This is a genomic window from Polynucleobacter sp. MWH-UH25E (assembly GCF_018687095.1).
Classification (GTDB): domain Bacteria; phylum Pseudomonadota; class Gammaproteobacteria; order Burkholderiales; family Burkholderiaceae; genus Polynucleobacter.
Genome location: NZ_CP061286.1, coordinates 644,519 through 663,163, shown reverse-complemented (window position 1 = coordinate 663,163; position 18,645 = coordinate 644,519). Strand labels below are relative to the sequence as shown.

Sequence of the window (18,645 nt, the reverse complement as noted above, 5' to 3'; positions counted from 1 at the left end):
GCCGAGTCTTTCAGCTGCACAAAGTAAAGAATTCGTATGTTTAATATCGTTTTATTTGAACCAGAAATCCCGCCTAATACAGGCAACATCATTCGCCTGTGCGCCAACACAGGAGCAAAACTACACCTCATAGAGCCCTTGGGATTTCCAATGGAAGATGCAAAGTTAAGACGCGCTGGATTGGATTATCACGAGTTTGCAAGCATTGCAGTTCACCGAAATTGGGCTGAGTTCCTCAAGAATGAATCTCCTGAACCGCATCATCTATTTGCCTTAACCACCAAAGGCAGCAGCAAGTTTCATGAGGGCAAATTTCAAGCGAATGATTATTTTATTTTTGGCTCTGAAACAAAAGGCATTACCGATGAGGTTCGGAGTTCAATTCCAACCGAAAATCAACTGCGCCTGGCAATGAAAGATAACAGTCGCAGTCTAAATCTTTCAAATACTGTAGCAATTGTTGTTTATGAAGCGTGGCGCCAAAATGGATTCGTAGGCGGCAAATAAGAAGGGTCGAATTACGATTCAATCTTGGGGTCGCGCCCCATCAATTTTTTGACAGCATCTTGCGCTTGAAGTTTGCCTGCCAGCACATCACCCATCATGGTGGTAATGGGCATCTCAACATTCAATCGCTTAGCAAGATCTCCCACCGCAGCGGCACACAAAACACCCTCTGCAACATGTCCTAAATTCGCCAAAATTTCATGTAAAGACTTGCCTGATGCCAGCTCAAGGCCAACGCGACGATTGCGAGAAAGATTTCCCGTGGCGGTCAAAATTAAATCTCCAACGCCCGTAAGCCCCATGCAGGTCTCTGATTTACCGCCTGCAGCTTTTACTAGACGCATCATTTCAGCCAATCCACGCGTTAATACAGCTGCACGTGCGTTCAAACCAAGATCTAGGCCGTCACCAATACCAGCAGCAATGGCTAAAACATTCTTAACGGCACCGCCTAACTCAACCCCAATCAAATCATCGCTTGAGTAAACGCGCATATTGCCATGATGAAAGGCGGCCTGAACAATTTTGCAGAGATGCTCAGATGGACTGGCAACCGTTAGCGCACAAGGCATTCCGGAGCCAACCTCATGGGCAAAACTTGGTCCTGATAGTGCGCCATATGCATGTTGAATACCGTGACTATGGAGTCGATCTTCACGCTCAACCACCTGGTGCGGCAATAAAGCTGTTGTTGGCTCTAGTCCTTTACAAAGCCAAACAATATTTAAAGAATGACTGGCTATCTTAAGAACCCGTGCAATGGTTTCTGACAAACCTGACATGGGAGTCGCGATCACCAATAGATCATCTAGTCCCAGTCTTTTTACAGCTGCATCAAAATCACTTTCAAGGCAAAGATTCTTTGGCAAAGAAATGCCTGGTAGATAGGCTTGATTTTCGCCACTCTGGGCAATTGCTTTTAACTGATCAGCGCTTCGAGACCACAAGCAAACATCTTCTTCACGCAGCTGACGGGCGGCTTGAGAGGCCATTGCGGTCCCCCATGCGCCAGCGCCAAGCAGTGTCACTTTCATGGTGCGTGACTTAGCCTGGGAATTTAATTAGGGAGAATGATTTTGCTCTCATCAGCACCATCATTTTCAGAGCTAGCTGCAGCCTGCTATGCCTGCATTAATCTGTGCTCATACATGCCGTGGAAATTTATTTCGTTCAAGTGAATTGGCTGGAAGCCAGCACGACTGATCACATCGGCCATGTTTGAGCGCAAGTATGGATACAAAATGGTTGGGCAAGTTATGCCTAACATCGGATCTATTTGTTCTGCGGGAATGTTATTAAATTCAAAGATGCCGGCTTGATTAGCTTCAACCAAGAACAATACCTTACCTTCAACTCGTGCAGTTAATGTTGAGCTTAAGGAAACCTCAAACAACTCATCACTGATGCGCTTCACCGCAATATCCACTTCGATTTGCACTTGTGGCTCCGCCACCACCAAGAAAATCTCTGGAGCATTTGGCTGCTCAAGAGATAAGTCTTTCAAATAGATTCGCTGAATACGAAATGATGGATCTTTGGATTCAGAATTTGCAGCACCAGGTGCAGAAGATTGTTCAGTCATTACAAACTTTCTTAATGTTGTATCTATTAAACCAATAATGGATCAAGCTTACCAGCGCGATCTAGGGCCACTAAATCATCATATCCACCAACATGGATGTCGCCAATGTAGATTTGTGGAACAGTCCGCCGCCCCGTTCTTGTCATCATCGTCTCACGTTGAGCTGGATCACGATCAATCAAGATTTTTTCCAAATTAGTCACGCCCTTTTTTACCAATAGCTTTTCGGCCATCACGCAGTATGGGCAAACTTGTGTGCTGTACATTGTTACTTGAGGCATATCACTTACCTTGCTTCACCAAAGGAAGAGCAGCAACTTTCCATGCCTGCACTCCGCCTTCCAAAATACCTACTTCAGCAAACCCAAGACTTTTCACTTCTGCAATAGCCTTGCGTGAATAAGAGCCGGTGTCGCATACCAACACTACTGGATGCTTGCGATCTAACTTCATACCCTCAATCGAGGCAGTTAGGCTGGAGCTATTGGCTGATTTTGCACCTGGCAAATGGCCGGCCTTATAGGCATCTTCAGAGCGCAAATCAAGAACATATGCCTTGCGACGATTAATCCATATAGTGGCTTCTGTCGGCGACAAGCCTTTGCCGCTGATAAGCGTAGATAATGTAGGCAGGAAAAGCGCGGTGCCCGATATCAGTAACAGGGCTATAAGCGCTAAATTATCGATTTGCGTGAGAAAGTTCATCATCAGATTATAGAATGGCTCTATGAAACAACTAGTCCTTATTCGTCATGGCGAATCCGCCTGGAACCTTGAAAACCGCTTCACTGGCTGGGCGGATGTTGACTTAACCCCAAAAGGCACCGAACAAGCACTTGTGGCTGGTGAAAACCTTCGTAAAGCAGGCTATGAATTTGATATTGCCTATACCTCCGTTTTAAGACGTGCAATTCGTACCCTTTGGCATGTCCAAGACACCATGGACCTCATGTGGATACCGGTTGTTCATAGTTGGAGATTAAATGAGCGACATTACGGTGCACTCACTGGCTTGAACAAAGCAGAGACTGCAGCTAAATATGGTGACGAACAAGTTCATATCTGGCGACGCTCATACGATGTGCGCCCACCACTTCTAGAAATGGATGATGAACGCAATCCAAAAAATGACACGCGTTACTCCAAACTCAATCCTTCTGATATTCCTTTAGGTGAGTGCCTCAAAGATAACGTTGAGCGTGTATTACCGCTTTGGAATGAATCCATTGCGCCCGCACTGAAGGCAAATAAGCGTGTATTACTTGTTGCGCACGGGAATAGCATTCGCTCATTAATTAAATACCTTGACCAAATGTCTGATGAAGCCATTATGGAAGTCAATGTACCGAACGGCGTACCTCTGGTTTATGAATTAGACGATAACCTCAAGCCAATACAACACTTTTACTTGGATTAAACCCTGAAAAATATGCGTCAATTTCTGAAGAACTTTGCACTGATCGCAATTGGCTTAATAGCTGGCGTTGCCGCCACTATTCAGCTTTCAGCAACTGCCCAACAGGGCGGGCAGCTCCCGATAGACGAGTTACGAACACTCTCAAATGTGTTTGCTCAGATCAAGCGTGAGTATGTTGAACCGATTGAAGATAAGCAGCTCTTAACAGACGCTGTCAAAGGCATGGTCAGCAGTCTTGATCCTCACTCCACGTTTTTGGATAAAAAAGATTTTGCAGAGATGCAAGAGCAAACTTCAGGAAAATTCGCAGGACTCGGAATTGAAATTACTTCTGAAGATGGCGTAGTAAAGGTTCTTAATCCAATTGAGGATAGCCCTGCCGCACGCGCTGGTTTGCAAGCTGGAGATTTAATCACTCGCTTAGACGACAAACCTGTTCGTGGCATGTCTCTTGATAAAGCAGTACGCACCATGCGTGGTACCCCCGGGACCAAAATTACCTTAATGGTTTATCGCAAAAGTGAGGAACGCAGCTTTCCAGTAACGATTACGCGCGCTGAAATCAAAGTGCAATCCGTTAAAGCAAAAATTGTTGATAACGATATCGCTTGGGTTCGCATTACCAGCTTCCAAGAGCGCACCGTTCCAGATCTTGCTAAAAAACTCACCGATCTTGCCACCCAGAATCCAAAGCTGAAAGGCGTCATTTTGGATCTGCGCAATAACGGTGGCGGCCTATTACAAGGTGCCGTTGGGGTTGCCGCAGCATTCTTGCCAGCAGACTCTGTAATTGTTTCAACTAAGGGTCAGGCGCCAGATTCCAAGCAAGTCTTTAATGCCACCCCAGCAATGTATCGCCTTAGTGAAGCAGGCGACCCATTGGCAGGCGTTCCGCCCATTTTTAAGAAATTACCGATGGTTGTTTTGGTAAATGCCTATTCAGCTTCCGCATCTGAAATTGTTGCCGGCGCCTTACAAGACTACAAACGAGCAACCATTATTGGCAAAACCACCTTTGGTAAAGGCTCTGTGCAAACTGTTCGTCCATTAACAAATGACTCGGCCCTCAAAATCACAACTGCCTACTACTACACACCAAGCGGTAAGTCTATTCAGGCGTTTGGCATCAAGCCAGATATTCCTGTTGATCAAAATAAAGATGGCGATCCTGATGATGTATTAATTACGCGTGAGATTGATAGCGAAAAACATTTACGCAATAAGCAATCTGCCGAAGATAAATTAATTAAGGATCGTGAAGAGCGCCGTCTCCAAGAGCTTCAACGCATTGAAGATAAGAATGCCAAGAAAACTCCCGAAGAAAAAGAAAAGGACAAGAATAAAAAGCCTGTTGAACTGGGTAGTGCCGATGATTTCATGCTCACGCAAGCAGTTGCATTTATTAATGGTCAACCCGTTAAACGTTCGTCATCCAAGCTTGAATAGCATTCAGAAAATATGAATGATGAGCAGTTACTTCGCTATTCAAGGCATTTATTGCTTGAGGATATCGATGTTGAGGGTCAAGAAAAGTTATTACGCAGCCATGCCTTAATCATTGGGGCCGGGGGTCTAGGTAGCGCAGCTGGGCCATACTTAGCAGCTGCAGGCGTTGGCAAAATCACGCTTGTTGATCATGATGTAGTCGAGCTGACCAATCTACAACGACAGGTCATGCATACTGAAAAAACGATTGGCAAAAGTAAAGTAGCTTCAGGCCAACAATTCTTAGGTCAACTTAACTCCAGTATTCGGGTGGATATTGTTCAGGAAAAAGCTACAAGCCATCTACTTGCTAAACTATTACCAACAGTTGATATTGTTTTAGATTGCACTGACAACTTTAAAACTAGGCAACTCATCAATGCAGCCTGTGTTCAACATCAAATACCCCTAGTTTCCGGGTCCGCTTTGCGCTTTGATGGGCAGGTTTCTGTGTTTGACTCCCAAACCAAAACTTCCCCTTGTTATGCCTGCATCTTCTCCCCAGAAGAAGAATTTGAAGAAGTCAGCTGTTCTAGCATGGGCATCTTCTCTCCACTAGTTGGCATTATCGGCACCATTCAAGCTGCGCAAGCGCTTCAGGTCATCATTGGATTTGGGGAGTCGCTAGTGGGGCGAATGTTGCTCTGGAATGCTCGCACCACACAAGTAGATCAAATCAAAATTGCCCGCAACCCTGACTGCCCAGTTTGCGGAGAACATCACTCCAATTAAGAGAACAAACGCTCTAAGGCTTTTGCTTGAGCCTCAGGCTCGTAAGCTTTTAAAACGCGTGGGAAGCGAGCCTTTAAGATGCCTGCATTAGCTTGCAGAATTTCTCGCTTAACCAACAAAAGTTGGCTAAAGTGCATAGAGAAATCAGTCAAGCCCATCGCAAGCAATAACTTCGTCAAGCTAGGGTCCCCCGCCATCTCGCCACAAACCGCTACAGGTACACCAGCACGCTTCGCTTGATCAATGATGTTAGCAATCAAATTCAGAATTGCAGGATGCAATGGGTCATATAAATGCGCCACTGCATGATCAGCACGGTCAATCGCCAGGGTGTACTGAATTAAGTCATTAGTACCGATGGATAAAAAATCAAATCGGTCAATAAATAAAGGGAGCACTAATGCAGCTGCCGGAATCTCAATCATGGCGCCCACTTGAATGTTGGGGTTAAATGACTGTCCACGCTGCAGTAACTGCTGTTTTGCTTTTTCGATTAAACGAAATGTTTCATCAATTTCTTTTGCATGAGCAAGCATTGGAATCATGATGCGCGCTTGACCGTGAGCCGAGGCACGCAATATTGCTCTTAGCTGCGTAAGAAAAATTTCTGGTTCTGTTAAGGACCAACGAATCGCCCTCAAACCCAGCGGTGATGTGCCAGTTTGCGATACATCAGCACCACCTATACCCAGCGCCTTATCAGCACCAACGTCAATCGTTCGGATATTAACTGGCAAACCATGCATGAGATCAACAACCCGACGGTATTCTTGATATTGCTGCTCTTCATCGGGCAAAGCTTGTTTTCGATCCATAAATAAAAACTCGGAACGGAATAAACCAACTCCCACTGCACCTAACTTCACAGCTTGCACAGCATCTTCTGGCAACTCAATATTGGCAAAGAGCTCAATATCAACACGATCCAAAGTTTCTGTTTTGGCATGCTTTAGCTGTTGGAGTTTTCGCGCATCTTTAGCAGCCTGACTTTGTAGCTTGCGATACTCTGCCAATAATTGCTCATCAGGCGCAACAACGACAACACCCTGTTCACCATCCAAAATAAGCCAATCGCCATGACGAATCATTTCGCTAGCATGTCGTACACCAACTACCGCTGGAATCTCCATGCTGCGCGCAACAATCGCAGTGTGAGAAGTTTTTCCACCAAGATCGGTTACGAAACCAGTAAATGCGTGATCTTTAAAGCGCAACATGTCATGCGGAGCAATATCATGGGCAACAATGATGGACTCGACACCTACATCGCTCGATGGCAAGAACTCAGTTTCCAGAGTATCTTTTTGTGAATTAATCGCCTTAATAACGCGCTCAGCAACTTGCCGAATATCATTCGCGCGCTCTTTTAAATAGGGATCCTCAATTTCCGCAAACTGCTCTAAGAGATCATTAAGCTCCGTAGTCAAGGCCCAAGCAGCATTGAGTCGCTGGGTACGAATCAATTTGAGTGGCTTTTCTGCAAGGGCAGGATCGGCCAAGATCATGCCATGCACATCCAAAAATGCTGCCATCTCTTGAGGAGCATCTTTAGGCAAGCCTTGGCGTAACTGATCAAGCTCTAAACGCACTTGATCGAAAGCATCTAATAATTTTTTAGCCTCTGCCTCTTCTTTGCCAGGCTCAACTAAATAATGACTAACCTCTAATGCTGCACGCGAAATCAGTACGGCCTTGCCAATGGCAATACCCTTTGATACTGGAATTCCATGCAATGCAAATGTCATGCTTATTCGCCTTCTCCAAAGCGATCATTAATTAAGACAGTGAGGGCCTCCATAGCTTCATCCGCTTTTTCGCCCACAGTCTCAAGCGTAACAGTGCTACCAATTCCAGCCGCCAACATCATCACACCCATAATGCTCTTTGCATTAATTTGACGACCGTTACGTGACAAGAATATTTCACAAGGAAATTGCGCTGCTAACTGAGATAGCTTTGCAGAGGCTCTCGCATGTAAACCCAATTTGTTAATGATCTCAATTTCAGCAACGGGCATGTTTTGCTTCTCCCCTATTTACGCTTGGCTTACTTTTGCACCTAAGCGCAAAATACCGTTCTGGCCACCAGCCAAAGCCTTTTGAGCCAACTCTTCAAGATCTTCGGTGCGATGCGAAACGCAGCGCATTAGCATTGGAAGATTCAGCCCGGCCAAAACAACCACAGGCGTATTTAATCCTGATAGTGGGCCCAAACCTTCTAACTTGGAAGCTACATTTGCGGGTGTAGCACCCATCACATCAGTCAAAATCAAAACACCGTTACCCGAATTCACTCCATAGGCGGCTTTCAATACCCGATCAAAACTGGCTTTGATATCTTCATGAGGTGGAATATCCACAGCTCGAATACGTTCAGGTAATGCGCCAAATGTATGTTCAACAAATCCTAGCATTGCGCTAGCTACAGGGGTATGCGCAACAATTACGATTCCTGCCATGTTATGACACCGCCCTTTCAAGCGCTTTTAACCAAAATTGGGGTACATCAAACTGGGTTTGATCTGTGATTTCAACAAAACAGGTCGGGCTAGTCACATTAATTTCAGTAAGACGACCACCAATCAAATCTAATCCCACTAAGAATAAACCGCGTTGATTCAAAATAGGGGCTAACTTCTCTGCAACCTGCTTTTCAGTATCCGTTAAAGGCATTGCAACTCCTTTACCTCCAGCAGCTAAATTACCCCGAATTTCTGCACCCTGCGGAATGCGCGCCAAAGCAAATGGCACTACCTCGCCACCAATAAGCAATACTCGCTTATCGCCTTGAGCAATCTCTGGCAAAAAGCGTTGAACCATTAATGTTCTTGCACCGTTCTCGCCAAGTGTTTCAACAATACTTGCCAGATTTAAACCATCAGCACCAACTCTAAATACGCCCATCCCCCCCATACCATCAAGGGGCTTAATGACGATATCGCGATGCTGACGATGAAACTCTTCAACCGCACTTAACTCTCGCGTCACTAATGTTGGTGGAATTAATTCAGGGAACTCAGTAATAGAAAGTTTTTCAGAATGATCCCGAACAGCGCTTGGATTATTAAAAACTTTTGCACCTTGCCTCACTGCCGCAGAAAGGAGCCAAGTTGTATTGAGGTATTCAATATCGAATGGAGGGTCTGTTCTCATGAGTACGGCAGAGAAGGCATTTAGAGATCGCGATTCGAGCTCACCCAGTTCATACCAAGATGTCGAAGCAGGTTTGATAAGCAAGCTTTGACAATCCGCAATTACTGAATTGTCTTTCCATAAAACATTGCGACTTTGACAAAACCACAGACGATGCCCTGCTTCTTGGGCCGCGCGCATCATTGCCAAAGTAGAGTCTTTTTTAATCTTGAAAGACTCTAGAGGGTCGGCAATAAATAAAAGATCCATATTTTCTGTAGTCCTAATAGCCGGACTTATGCCACTTCCATATCGGGATCAGTTCTCTCTAATTCAAGAGAGGCGGCCAACAAAGCCAATCGGGCAACAACGCCATACAAATAGAATCGATTTGGTGCCGCACTGCCCGGCTTAGCAGATAAGTCTGGCATCGAGTTTTGTTCAAATGCTAGCGGAACAAAATGCATACCTGGCGCATTAAGATTTTCATCGGGGCCACGATCTGTGTGAACGCGATAGAAACCACCAATCACATATCGATCAATCATATAAACCACTGGCTCGGCAACAGCTTCATTGACCTTCTCAAAGGTGTAAACCCCTTCCTGAATCAATACGTCGCTAACTTCAAGACCTTCTTTAACAACGCTCATCTTGTTACGGTCTTTGCGGTTTAAGCCTTTCAGTTGTGCCGGGTCATTCACCACCATCACGCCCATACCGTAGGTGCCAGCATCAGCCTTCACCACAACATAAGGCTTATCTTTAATACCGTATTCACGATATTTCTTTGCAGTCTTTTTGAGTACCTGCTCTACTGCAGCCTGAAGCTCATCTTCACCCTTGCGCTCATGGAAATTAATATTTGAGCAGCTTGTGAAATAAGGATTGATCATCCACGGATCAATATCAACCACTTTTGCAAACTTCTTCGCTACTTCTTCATACGCAGCAAAGTGATTAGACTTACGACGTACATGCCAACCAGCATGCAGACCTGGCAATAAATATTGCTCGTAAATATTCTCCAAAATAGGTGGAATACCAGCAGACAAGTCATTGTTCAATAAAATAGAACAAGGATCAAAGTCCTTCAAACCCAAGCGTTGTTTCTTCAAACCCAAACGCGATAAAGGTTCCATAAGAAGTCGATTGCCATCTGGCAATTCAATCCAAGTTGGCTTCTTAATTTCTTCAGAAAAAGTTCCTAGGCGAACATTCAATCCTGCTTGACGCAAGATTGAAGACAAGCGAGCAATATTCTGAAGATAAAAGGTATTGCGAGTATGACGCTCAGGTATTAACAATAAATTTTTTGCTTCTGGACAAATCTTCTCAATTGCAGCCATTGCAGCCTGTACCGCCAAAGGCAACATTTGCGGAGAGAGATTATTAAATCCTCCAGGAAACAAATTGGTATCAACTGGGGCCAGCTTGAAACCCGAATTTCGTAAATCAACCGAACAATAGAATGGCGGCGTGTGCTCTTGCCACTCAAGCCTGAACCAGCGCTCAATGGTTGGGGTTGCTTCAAGCACCTTTGACTCGAGTTCGAGTAAAGGGCCACTTAGGGCAGTAATGAGATGTGGAACCATTCCACCATTGTAAGATTTTTAAAAGAAAGACGCGGGATCCTAGGATCCCGCGCTTAAAGTACCGAACAGCCCTTAAAAGCCGTCCGGCGAGGGGTAAAACAGATTAAGACTCGTAGGCAGACTCACCATGTGAGCTGATATCCAAGCCTTCGCGCTCTTCTTCTTCCTTCACACGCAAACCGATCACGATATCGATCAATTTGAAAGCGATATAAGAAACTACGCCAGACCAAATCACAGTAGTAATTACGCCTTGTGCCTGAATCCATAATTGGCTAGCGATTGAGTAATCAGGAGCAACAGCATTTGCTACGTAATCCCAAATGCCTGAACCACCCAAAGCAGGGTCAGCAAATACGCCGGTCAATAAAGCACCAGTGATACCGCCTACGCCATGAACACCAAAAACGTCCAAGCTGTCATCAGAGCCCAAGATTTTCTTGAGACCAGTAACGCCCCAAAGGCAAACTACACCAGCGATCAAGCCGATAACGATTGAACCCATAGGGCCAGCAAAACCAGCCGCAGGAGTAATCGCAACTAGACCTGCTACGCAACCAGATGCAGCGCCCAACATGGAAGGCTTACCTTTGAGAACCCATTCAGCAACAGACCAGCCCAATACAGCAGCAGCGGTTGCCAAGTAGGTGTTAACGAATGCCAATGCAGCACTACCGTTTGCTTCAAGTGCAGAACCTGCATTGAAACCAAACCAACCGAACCACAAGAGTGCAGCACCGGTCATTACATAAACTAAGTTATGTGGCTTCATTGCTTCTTTGCCATAACCAATACGCTTGCCGATTACAAATGAACCTACCAAACCAGCAATCGCGGCATTGATGTGAACAACGGTTCCACCGGCAAAGTCGAGAACACCTTTTTGCCACAACCAACCAGCACGAGCAGTGATAGCCTCAAGTGATGCAGCATCTTTGATGTCATCTGGACCAGGCCAGAACCAAACCATGTGAGCAATAGGTAAGTAGCTGAATGTGAACCAAATAACCATGAACACTAGGATTGCAGAAAACTTAGCGCGCTCAGCAAAAGAACCAATGATCAAGCAGCAAGTAATCGTTGCAAACACTGCTTGGAAAGCCATAAATACATATTCAGGAATCACAACACCCTTACTAAAGGTTGCCGCTACTGAATCTGGATTCATGCCGCCCAAGAACAAGCGATCAAGTCCACCTAAGAATGCCCCACCCTCAGTGAATGCAAAGCTATAGCCATAGATAGACCAGAGCACTGTAATCAAAGAGAAGACCATGAAGCATTGCATGCAAATGGAAAGAATATTTTTGCTACGAGTTAAGCCGCCGTAAAACAAAGCTAAGCCTGGAAGTGTCATCAATAGCACTAATGCAGTGGATACCATCATCCATGCTGTATCAGCTTTATTGCACTTTTCAGAGCAAAGTACAGGCGCAGGTTCTGCAGCTGCTGGTGTTGCGGCAGGCGCAGTTACTGCTGGCTTTTTAACCTCATCAGCGTGCGCTGGCGAAGTCACCATTACGCCAGTAGCACCAATGGCCAAGGCCATCGCACCGCCAGCAACAAGTCGTTTCATCCAAGTTAACATTTTGAACCTCTCTTTAAAGTGCTGACGCACCGGTTTCACCGGTACGAATACGAATGACGTGCTCAACTGGAGAGACAAAAATCTTGCCATCGCCAATCTTGCCAGTACGCGCAGATTTTTCAATTGCTTCAATCGCACGCTCCAAGATGCCATCTTCAACAGCAGCTTCAATTTTTACCTTAGGTAAAAAATCAACAACATACTCAGCACCGCGATACAACTCAGTGTGACCCTTTTGACGACCAAAGCCTTTAACTTCAGTGACGGTGATGCCCGAAACTCCCACTTCCGAGAGAGCTTCGCGCACTTCGTCAAGCTTGAAGGGCTTGATGATTGCGGTAATTAATTTCATGTGTATCTCCGTTCAGAGGTGGAAATTAGAAAGTCTTGGTTAAAGCAACAACAGCGTTACCACGTCCAGCATTGCCACCGTTAGGTGTTGCATAAACATAAGTGCTGCCAACTTTTTGTGCGCTTGTACCAGTGTAGTAAGCAGTACCAGATAAACCGCCACCGAAGTCCTTAGTCAAACCTAGCTTCCAGTCTGCGTAGCTCAGATTCCATGTGCCACCGTTACCAGCACCAGCTAAAGCTGTTGTAGTAACAACATTGTTTGGTACGTACTGATAACCAACGTGTGCATTGACGGTAATTCCATAAAATCCTGTGTCATAGTTAGCAGTCAAATCAGGATAAAAAGATCCTTGAGAGTTTTGAATACCGAATAAATTTGTCAGAGCATATGAAAACTTGAAAAAACCAGTTGCAGGACCAAAAGTAAAGTTTTGAGCTGCATACAACTCTGTTGTGCTTGGATTTACGCCAGATGTTTGACGCATTGATGGATTAGCTGTCACCCAAGCCTTGGACTGCACACCACCTAAACCTGTAGTTGGGTAGTAGTACTGCAAAACACCAAAGTCACTCGCAAAACCTTCGCCAATAAGTTCCTTTTTGAAACCGGCATAGAAATCCATCTCTACAGGCGCAGAGGTTGAAGGAGCTGACTTTGTTGGACCATTTGTATTTGAAGTGCTGTTGTATGCATCGCTGATCCAACTAATGCTTGAGTTCCAGTTACCTACATAGAAACCGCTCTCATGTGCGTAATCAAAGCCGCCTTGAATTGCTGGCTTATTGTTTGACTGGGTAATACCACGGTAAATATAGCTACTTGCAACTGTCACGTTCGCAGTAACTGGGCTTACCTCTGGAGCCGCAGCTTCTTCAGCCAAAACTGCAGTTGAGGCTAAACCTGATAGCAATGCAACTGCTGCCGCAGAAATTGCTTTCTTATGTAAAGTTTTCATGTATTACTCCTTACTGTTTGTAATCAAAAAAGGGATTAATGCTTATTGCATGGAGTGATCATGACGGGATGGCCACTTTTGAATTCCCAGCCATTCCCCTTATTAATGCCAATGCACTTTTTTAGTGCTTAATATTGCACCTATTATGTGAATTTCTTCAATTTTTAGACTTTTTTAGCGTTTTTCCCCATTTTTGGTGCCTCAAATTAAAATACAGATATGTGTCTTTTACGCAACTATTAATCCCAATAAAGAACCCATCATGCAAAAACCTGGCGAAATCCTCGAGCAAATTCAGCGCATTGCTAACGATATGCAAAACAAAGTGGGGGAAGCTATTCGCAATTCACCAGCACAAGAGATTGAAAAAAATGTGCGGGCCATGATGAACCAAGGTTTCCAAAAAATGGATTTGGTTACTCGTGAAGAATTTGAATTGCAAACAAAGGTTCTTGCAAAGACCAGAGAAAAATTAGAGGCATTGGAAGCAAAGGTTGCTGCTCTAGAACAAGCAAAATAATTGCTCGGTTAAATTGAATTACCTAGAGTTTTTACTCTGGAACAAACTCATTAAAAAAGTTTTCGTATTCTTCTTTTGATAAAAGTGCTTTTGCATCATTCATATTTGAATTCGTATGCAATACTGAAACTTGATATATCCAAGCACTCTTATCATCATTTAATCGCGTAATCCAACGCACCCGCATAGTTTGCTGGGCTTTACCAGCCCCATTGAAGACAATGTAGTAGTCAGTTGTTCCAATACGTTGGTGCTGACTATTTTGAAAGTTGCCTGCTTCAGCAGCAACAGATCCACCAGAAGCTTTAGCCCTATCCAACAAATTGCTTTGTAACTGTTTCGTGATTTTTTGTACTAAATCGGTATTCACTTGTTTCGCGGGAACCTCAATCGAATTGATGGAGTAAATATCATCATCTATCTTGACGGCTTCGAGAGTCTGACGAAACTCTTGATCGCTAATTGGAATCAAGCGCTCTAACTTGTCTGGCTTACCCGGAAATAAGGCTGTATATCGTTGCTCAGGCGATTGCACTGTTCGCCAGTTGAGCTTTGGGCTACAAGCAACTAACAGAAGTAAAAAGGTTGCAAGCAGATAAGGCCGAGTAAAGCCCTTAAACAATACCTGCTCCATGTGCTTGTTGATCTGCATGGTAACTAGAGCGCACCATAGCACCTACAGCAGCATGAGAAAAGCCCATTTCATATGCCTTCTCTTCAAACATTTTGAATACATCGGGATGCACATAACGCGTGACTGGCAGGTGGTGGCCTGAAGGGGCAAGGTATTGACCAATCGTCAGCATGTCGATGTTGTGCTCGCGCATATCCCGCATGACCTCCAGGATTTCTTCGTCGGTTTCTCCAAGTCCAACCATTAATCCACTCTTAGTTGGAATATGCGGAAAGCGCTCTTTGAACTCTTTCAATAACTTTAAAGAATGCAAATAGTCTGCGCCTGGACGAGCCTGTTTATACAAACGCGGGACTGTTTCTAAATTGTGATTCATGACATCCGGCAAACCATTAGGAGCATGCTCAGCAAATATATCCAATGCCTTGTCTAAGCGCCCACGAAAATCTGGCACTAAAACTTCTATGCGAGTAGTTGGCGATAGTTCACGAGACTGCGTAATGCACTCTACGTAATGCATAGCACCGCCATCGCGTAAGTCATCGCGATCCACACTGGTAATGACTACGTAGTTCAGCTTTAATGCTGCAATAGTGCGAGCCAAATTCGCGGGCTCTTTTTGATCGAGGGGATCAGGTCTACCATGACCTACATCACAAAACGGACAACGTCTTGTGCACTTGTCGCCCATGATCATGAATGTAGCCGTGCCTTTGCCAAAGCACTCGCCGATATTTGGGCAGCTTGCCTCTTCGCAAACTGTTACTAATTCGTTTTCACGCAAAATCTTTTTGATTTCAGCAAAACGAGAATTTCCAGAGGCGGCCTTCACCCGAATCCAATCAGGCTTTTTTAATACCTCTTCAAGAGGAACAATTTTGATCGGAATACGAGCAGTCTTCTCACTCGATTTTTGTTTACGAGTGGCATCGTACTGAAGATCTTGACGTTCTTCAGTCGCCTGCTTGGAATCGGATTTATTCATTGTCATCTAGCGTTTTTTTATTCATCTAGGCCATCTAAGCTTAGTTGCTTTTGTAAATGCTTTAAAAGCACTTGGCTAATAATGTCTATATTGTCCTTGATCCCGAGGGTTTGCATATCAACTGTCTTTAAGCCCTCATAACCACAGGGGTGGATGCGCCCAAATGCCTCTAAATCGGTGGCTATATTTAATGCTAGGCCATGATACGAGCAGCTTCTGGAAACCTTTAGCCCCAAAGCCGCTATCTTAGCCCCCACCCACTCACCTGATACTCCATCCTGATCTGACACATAAATTCCTGGGGCACCCTGCTTACGCTCAGCTTGCACACCGAAATCTGACAGAGTGTCAATCACCGCTTGCTCAATGCGAAACACCAATTCTTTAACGTAAATTCCTAAACGCTTTAGATCAAGCAATAGATAAATAACAAGCTGACCTGGGCCATGATAGGTAATCTCACCACCGCGATCTACCTGAACCATTGGAATCTGATTGCTTGGTGAATGTAAATTACTAGCGTCTCCTGCCAACCCTAAAGTAAATACTGGCGGATGTTCTAAAACCCAGATTTCATCTGGAGTATTAGCATCACGCTCTTTAGTAAATGTCTGCATTGCAGCATACGTTTTAGCGTAATCCGCTACACCAAGATGTTTAACTAAAACCTTCATCAAGCAGTCTTAGAGAACAATGCTCACCATTGGATGAGTAGATAAGGTGCGATAGAGCTCATCCAATTGCTCTCGACTAGTTGCCGTAATGGGCAATGTAATACCCAAATAATTTCCATCCTTTGAAGGTCGCTGCTCTACCTTGCTTTCATCAAAGGTAGGATCAAACTGTTTTGCAATATGCACAATGGCTGGCAAATACTCAGGAATATTTTTCCCCATGACCTTGATGGGAAAGAGGGATGGATATTCAATTAAAGATTTTTCTTCGGACATATCGAGGCTCTTCTCTTATTGCTTACGATGATCTGGCATACCTAACCAAGCGCCAGTAATGATGTTGCGGATGCAATGCAATCTGCGATGGAAAAAATGATCAGCGCCAGGCACTACTTGGACTGTTAATTCTTGTGGGCGCGCCCAGTCCAGCACATCAATCAAAGGAATAGTTTCATCCAATTCACCGTGAATCAAAATCGTGTCTGCAGGCACTTGCGCCAAAGTCCATTTACCAGCAGCGCTTCCCACCATCACGAGACGCTCAGCTGGCCTACCCAACTCTGCCAATCGCTGAACCAGATGACTACCCACAAAGCTGCCGAATGAAAACCCAGAAACCACTAACGGCAAAGTATTCGCCAAATTAACCCAAGGGTGACTAGCAGTCGCCTCAAACTGAGACCAACTAGATGGGGTTTGCATCCATTCAGTGACGTGTAGTAAATCCTCTAGTTCCCCAACACCATCATCATGTACCCCAGCGGTTCCACCAACGCCACGAAAATTAGGGCGCACGCTTACATAACCCAATTGGTTGAATGAACGGGCCATCGTTTGGGCAACCTTGTTATCCATGGTTCCACCCATCAACGGATGAGGGTGAGCCACCAATGCCAGACCGCGCACCGCAAAGTTGGGATCGTTTTTCAGCTCATCCGGAAGATCAATCGACATTTCGATTGGGCCAACAATTCCATCAATCTGAATTAATTTAGTACGGCTATTCATACGTAATACTTTCAACAATAAAAAACGGCTAAATCTATCTAGGCAAGCTGCAAGCGAGCTACAGGAGAGCCTTTAATTAAGTGGGATTGAATAATCTCCTCCACATCTTCTTGATCAATCAAGGTATACCAAACACCCTCTGGATACACAACCATTACCGGGCCATCAGCACAACGGTCTAGGCAGCCCGCTTTGTTGACCCGAATTTTTCCAGGGCCCGCAAGGCCCAATTCTTTAACTCTATTCTTCGCATACTCAAATAGAGCAAATGCATTATGACGATCGCAACAATCTTCGCCGTTGCTACGCTGGTTTAAACAAAAAAATAAATGGTGAGAAAAAGCCATGGGTAAATAGATTCAGTATTGAGAATGTGGTTGAGGGCGAAATGCTTTACGAATCATCCAAATAAAAGCCATCGGTAACCATATGACTGATACCCACTGCATCAACTCATTAAAGTGCAATAGTCGTCCTTGATTCCAATGTCTTAAAGTCAAAATGAAATAAGGATTATCGGGCATTATGTTAATAACAACAGTGACGCCAATCAAACAACATATTGCCAAAAACCATTTGGTTCTCTGAGGCAACCTCAAAGCCCAACGCAAGGCGATTGTTGCTAAAGACATTCCCCAAAACGCACCTGTAGTTAGCCAAATAAAGCTGAACTCAACACCAAATTGCAGTGCTGTAAATAAGGTTTTCAGAACAACCGTGAAGCAGAGCAAGCCATTTAAGATCTGCCACTGGGGTGCTTTGACGCGCATCCCCAAAGAAAGAAGCAGAGCCACACCAAGCCAACAAAAACCGGTAATGAACATCTCCTGAGCAATTTGATTGACCACAAGAGTTCCCCAATCAATTGAGCCAAAAATGACATGCCCCCAAACACCAACACCTAGCCATGAACTTTGCGGATAAATTTGCGACCACGGGAAAAGCAGGAAGAGTGCACATACCGCCCAGTTCAAACCAAACCACTGATCAAATCTTCGCCGTAACGCACTTCCAGATAACCACTGGGGACCCAGAGGAATAGCCAACAAAGCGCCCAATAAACCTCCAAATACATTTGCCCACCAATCCATCAAACTGGGGATACGCGTTGGCAACCATGACTGTAAAGTTTCCACGCTCAACGCCAATACTGCGCTCAAACCAATGGCTATACCTAATGCAACAAAATTTTGCCAACGTGGGTAGGCAGCGAAAACTAATAAAAATCCAAAAGGGATATAAGCCAAGATATTTACCGAAACATCGAAAAGCGTAATAAATCGTGGCAAGGGGGCATCAATCCATGCATATGCGCCAATACCATTATGAAAATCAAAATCAAACGGGTTTAAGCTCATATATACAATCAATAAGGCATAAATGAGACTCATTGCACGCGCAAGCGGCATGGCCTGCAATGGCCATAACAACTGACGAGGGCGGTGATCTTTTGAATGCATTCCACAATTCTAGGTCA

General features: G+C 44.7%; 24 protein-coding genes. 5 read left to right on the top strand and 19 right to left on the bottom strand.

What is annotated here, in order from left to right; all coding sequences use genetic code 11:
• Positions 1-36 precede the first annotated feature (36 nt).
• A complete protein-coding gene (gene trmL / locus ICV39_RS03595) occupies positions 37-507 on the top strand; it encodes a tRNA (uridine(34)/cytosine(34)/5-carboxymethylaminomethyluridine(34)-2'-O)-methyltransferase TrmL (RefSeq protein ID WP_215390519.1) in 471 nt (156 codons plus the stop codon).
• Positions 508-518: 11 nt separating this feature from the next.
• On the opposite strand, the gene ICV39_RS03590 is transcribed toward trmL, so the two are convergent.
• The 4 genes from ICV39_RS03590 to ICV39_RS03575 all read right to left on the bottom strand — a co-directional run bounded on the left by ICV39_RS03590 (position 519) and on the right by ICV39_RS03575 (position 2,794).
• A complete protein-coding gene (locus tag ICV39_RS03590) occupies positions 519-1,541 on the bottom strand; it encodes an NAD(P)H-dependent glycerol-3-phosphate dehydrogenase (protein ID WP_215390518.1) in 1,023 nt (340 codons plus the stop codon).
• Between the two features lie 86 nt (positions 1,542-1,627).
• Entirely contained in the window at positions 1,628-2,089 is a 462-nt protein-coding gene (gene secB / locus ICV39_RS03585) for a protein-export chaperone SecB (RefSeq protein WP_215390517.1), read from the bottom strand.
• Between the two features lie 26 nt (positions 2,090-2,115).
• Positions 2,116-2,370: a glutaredoxin 3 gene (gene grxC / locus ICV39_RS03580; protein ID WP_215390516.1), complete on the bottom strand. Its 255-nt coding sequence runs from the start codon at positions 2,368-2,370 to the stop codon at positions 2,116-2,118.
• Between the two features lies 1 nt (position 2,371).
• Positions 2,372-2,794 carry a rhodanese-like domain-containing protein gene (locus ICV39_RS03575; protein WP_215390515.1) on the bottom strand — a complete coding sequence of 141 codons (423 nt, stop codon included), beginning with the start codon at positions 2,792-2,794 and terminating at the stop codon, positions 2,372-2,374.
• Between the two features lie 22 nt (positions 2,795-2,816).
• On the opposite strand from ICV39_RS03575, the gene gpmA reads away from it, so the two are divergent.
• From gpmA to ICV39_RS03560, 3 genes are read left to right on the top strand one after another with little or no spacing between them, the layout of a single operon-like run.
• A complete protein-coding gene (gene gpmA, locus ICV39_RS03570) occupies positions 2,817-3,506 on the top strand; it encodes a 2,3-diphosphoglycerate-dependent phosphoglycerate mutase (RefSeq protein WP_215390514.1) in 690 nt (229 codons plus the stop codon).
• Positions 3,507-3,518: 12 nt separating this feature from the next.
• Positions 3,519-4,952 (top strand): S41 family peptidase, encoded by a 1,434-nt coding sequence (locus ICV39_RS03565; RefSeq protein WP_215390513.1) that lies wholly within the window; start codon positions 3,519-3,521, stop codon positions 4,950-4,952.
• A 12-nt stretch (positions 4,953-4,964) separates the two neighbouring features.
• Positions 4,965-5,723, top strand: a complete 759-nt coding sequence (locus ICV39_RS03560; protein ID WP_215390512.1) for a HesA/MoeB/ThiF family protein — start codon at positions 4,965-4,967, stop codon at positions 5,721-5,723.
• Here ICV39_RS03560 and ptsP read toward each other — a convergent pair.
• The 8 genes from ptsP to ICV39_RS03520 form a co-directional block, all read right to left on the bottom strand.
• Positions 5,720-7,468 (bottom strand): phosphoenolpyruvate--protein phosphotransferase, encoded by a 1,749-nt coding sequence (gene ptsP / locus ICV39_RS03555; RefSeq protein WP_215390511.1) that lies wholly within the window; start codon positions 7,466-7,468, stop codon positions 5,720-5,722. The genes ICV39_RS03560 and ptsP overlap by 4 nt on opposite strands.
• A gap of 2 nt (positions 7,469-7,470) precedes the next feature.
• Positions 7,471-7,740, bottom strand: coding sequence for an HPr family phosphocarrier protein (locus ICV39_RS03550; protein ID WP_215390510.1), 270 nt, complete (start codon positions 7,738-7,740; stop codon positions 7,471-7,473).
• Positions 7,741-7,758: 18 nt separating this feature from the next.
• A complete protein-coding gene (locus ICV39_RS03545) occupies positions 7,759-8,181 on the bottom strand; it encodes a PTS sugar transporter subunit IIA (RefSeq protein WP_215390509.1) in 423 nt (140 codons plus the stop codon).
• Between the two features lies 1 nt (position 8,182).
• A complete protein-coding gene (gene gshB, locus ICV39_RS03540; protein WP_215390508.1) occupies positions 8,183-9,124 on the bottom strand; it encodes a glutathione synthase in 942 nt (313 codons plus the stop codon).
• 26 nt (positions 9,125-9,150) lie between these two features.
• Positions 9,151-10,449: a glutamate--cysteine ligase gene (gene gshA, locus ICV39_RS03535; RefSeq protein WP_215390507.1), complete on the bottom strand. Its 1,299-nt coding sequence runs from the start codon at positions 10,447-10,449 to the stop codon at positions 9,151-9,153.
• Positions 10,450-10,552: 103 nt separating this feature from the next.
• Positions 10,553-12,037 (bottom strand): ammonium transporter, encoded by a 1,485-nt coding sequence (locus ICV39_RS03530; protein WP_215390506.1) that lies wholly within the window; start codon positions 12,035-12,037, stop codon positions 10,553-10,555.
• 13 nt (positions 12,038-12,050) lie between these two features.
• Entirely contained in the window at positions 12,051-12,389 is a 339-nt protein-coding gene (locus ICV39_RS03525) for a P-II family nitrogen regulator (protein WP_011903792.1), read from the bottom strand.
• Positions 12,390-12,414: 25 nt separating this feature from the next.
• Positions 12,415-13,347 (bottom strand): TorF family putative porin, encoded by a 933-nt coding sequence (locus ICV39_RS03520; protein ID WP_215390505.1) that lies wholly within the window; start codon positions 13,345-13,347, stop codon positions 12,415-12,417.
• 262 nt (positions 13,348-13,609) lie between these two features.
• Here ICV39_RS03520 and ICV39_RS03515 point away from each other — a divergent pair, with 262 nt between their 5' ends.
• On the top strand, positions 13,610-13,867 hold the full coding sequence (locus ICV39_RS03515) for an accessory factor UbiK family protein (RefSeq protein WP_215390504.1): 258 nt from the start codon (positions 13,610-13,612) through the stop codon (positions 13,865-13,867).
• Between the two features lie 31 nt (positions 13,868-13,898).
• Here ICV39_RS03515 and ICV39_RS03510 read toward each other — a convergent pair whose 3' ends face one another.
• From ICV39_RS03510 to ICV39_RS03480, 7 genes are read right to left on the bottom strand one after another with little or no spacing between them, the layout of a single operon-like run.
• Positions 13,899-14,501, bottom strand: coding sequence for a hypothetical protein (locus ICV39_RS03510; RefSeq protein WP_215390503.1), 603 nt, complete (start codon positions 14,499-14,501; stop codon positions 13,899-13,901).
• Positions 14,482-15,486: a lipoyl synthase gene (gene lipA / locus ICV39_RS03505; RefSeq protein WP_215390502.1), complete on the bottom strand. Its 1,005-nt coding sequence runs from the start codon at positions 15,484-15,486 to the stop codon at positions 14,482-14,484. Before lipA ends, ICV39_RS03510 begins: the two co-directional genes overlap by 20 nt.
• A gap of 17 nt (positions 15,487-15,503) precedes the next feature.
• The gene (gene lipB / locus ICV39_RS03500; RefSeq protein ID WP_371816554.1) at positions 15,504-16,163 is read right to left on the bottom strand and encodes a lipoyl(octanoyl) transferase LipB; all 660 of its coding nucleotides are present in this window, start codon (positions 16,161-16,163) and stop codon (positions 15,504-15,506) included.
• A 6-nt stretch (positions 16,164-16,169) separates the two neighbouring features.
• Positions 16,170-16,436 carry a YbeD family protein gene (locus ICV39_RS03495; protein WP_215390500.1) on the bottom strand — a complete coding sequence of 89 codons (267 nt, stop codon included), beginning with the start codon at positions 16,434-16,436 and terminating at the stop codon, positions 16,170-16,172.
• Positions 16,437-16,451: 15 nt separating this feature from the next.
• A complete protein-coding gene (locus ICV39_RS03490) occupies positions 16,452-17,168 on the bottom strand; it encodes an alpha/beta hydrolase (RefSeq protein ID WP_215390499.1) in 717 nt (238 codons plus the stop codon).
• Between the two features lie 38 nt (positions 17,169-17,206).
• Positions 17,207-17,515, bottom strand: coding sequence for a ferredoxin (locus tag ICV39_RS03485; RefSeq protein ID WP_215390498.1), 309 nt, complete (start codon positions 17,513-17,515; stop codon positions 17,207-17,209).
• 12 nt (positions 17,516-17,527) lie between these two features.
• Positions 17,528-18,628 carry a VanZ family protein gene (locus ICV39_RS03480; RefSeq protein WP_215390497.1) on the bottom strand — a complete coding sequence of 367 codons (1,101 nt, stop codon included), beginning with the start codon at positions 18,626-18,628 and terminating at the stop codon, positions 17,528-17,530.
• Between the last annotated feature and the right edge of the window lie 17 nt (positions 18,629-18,645).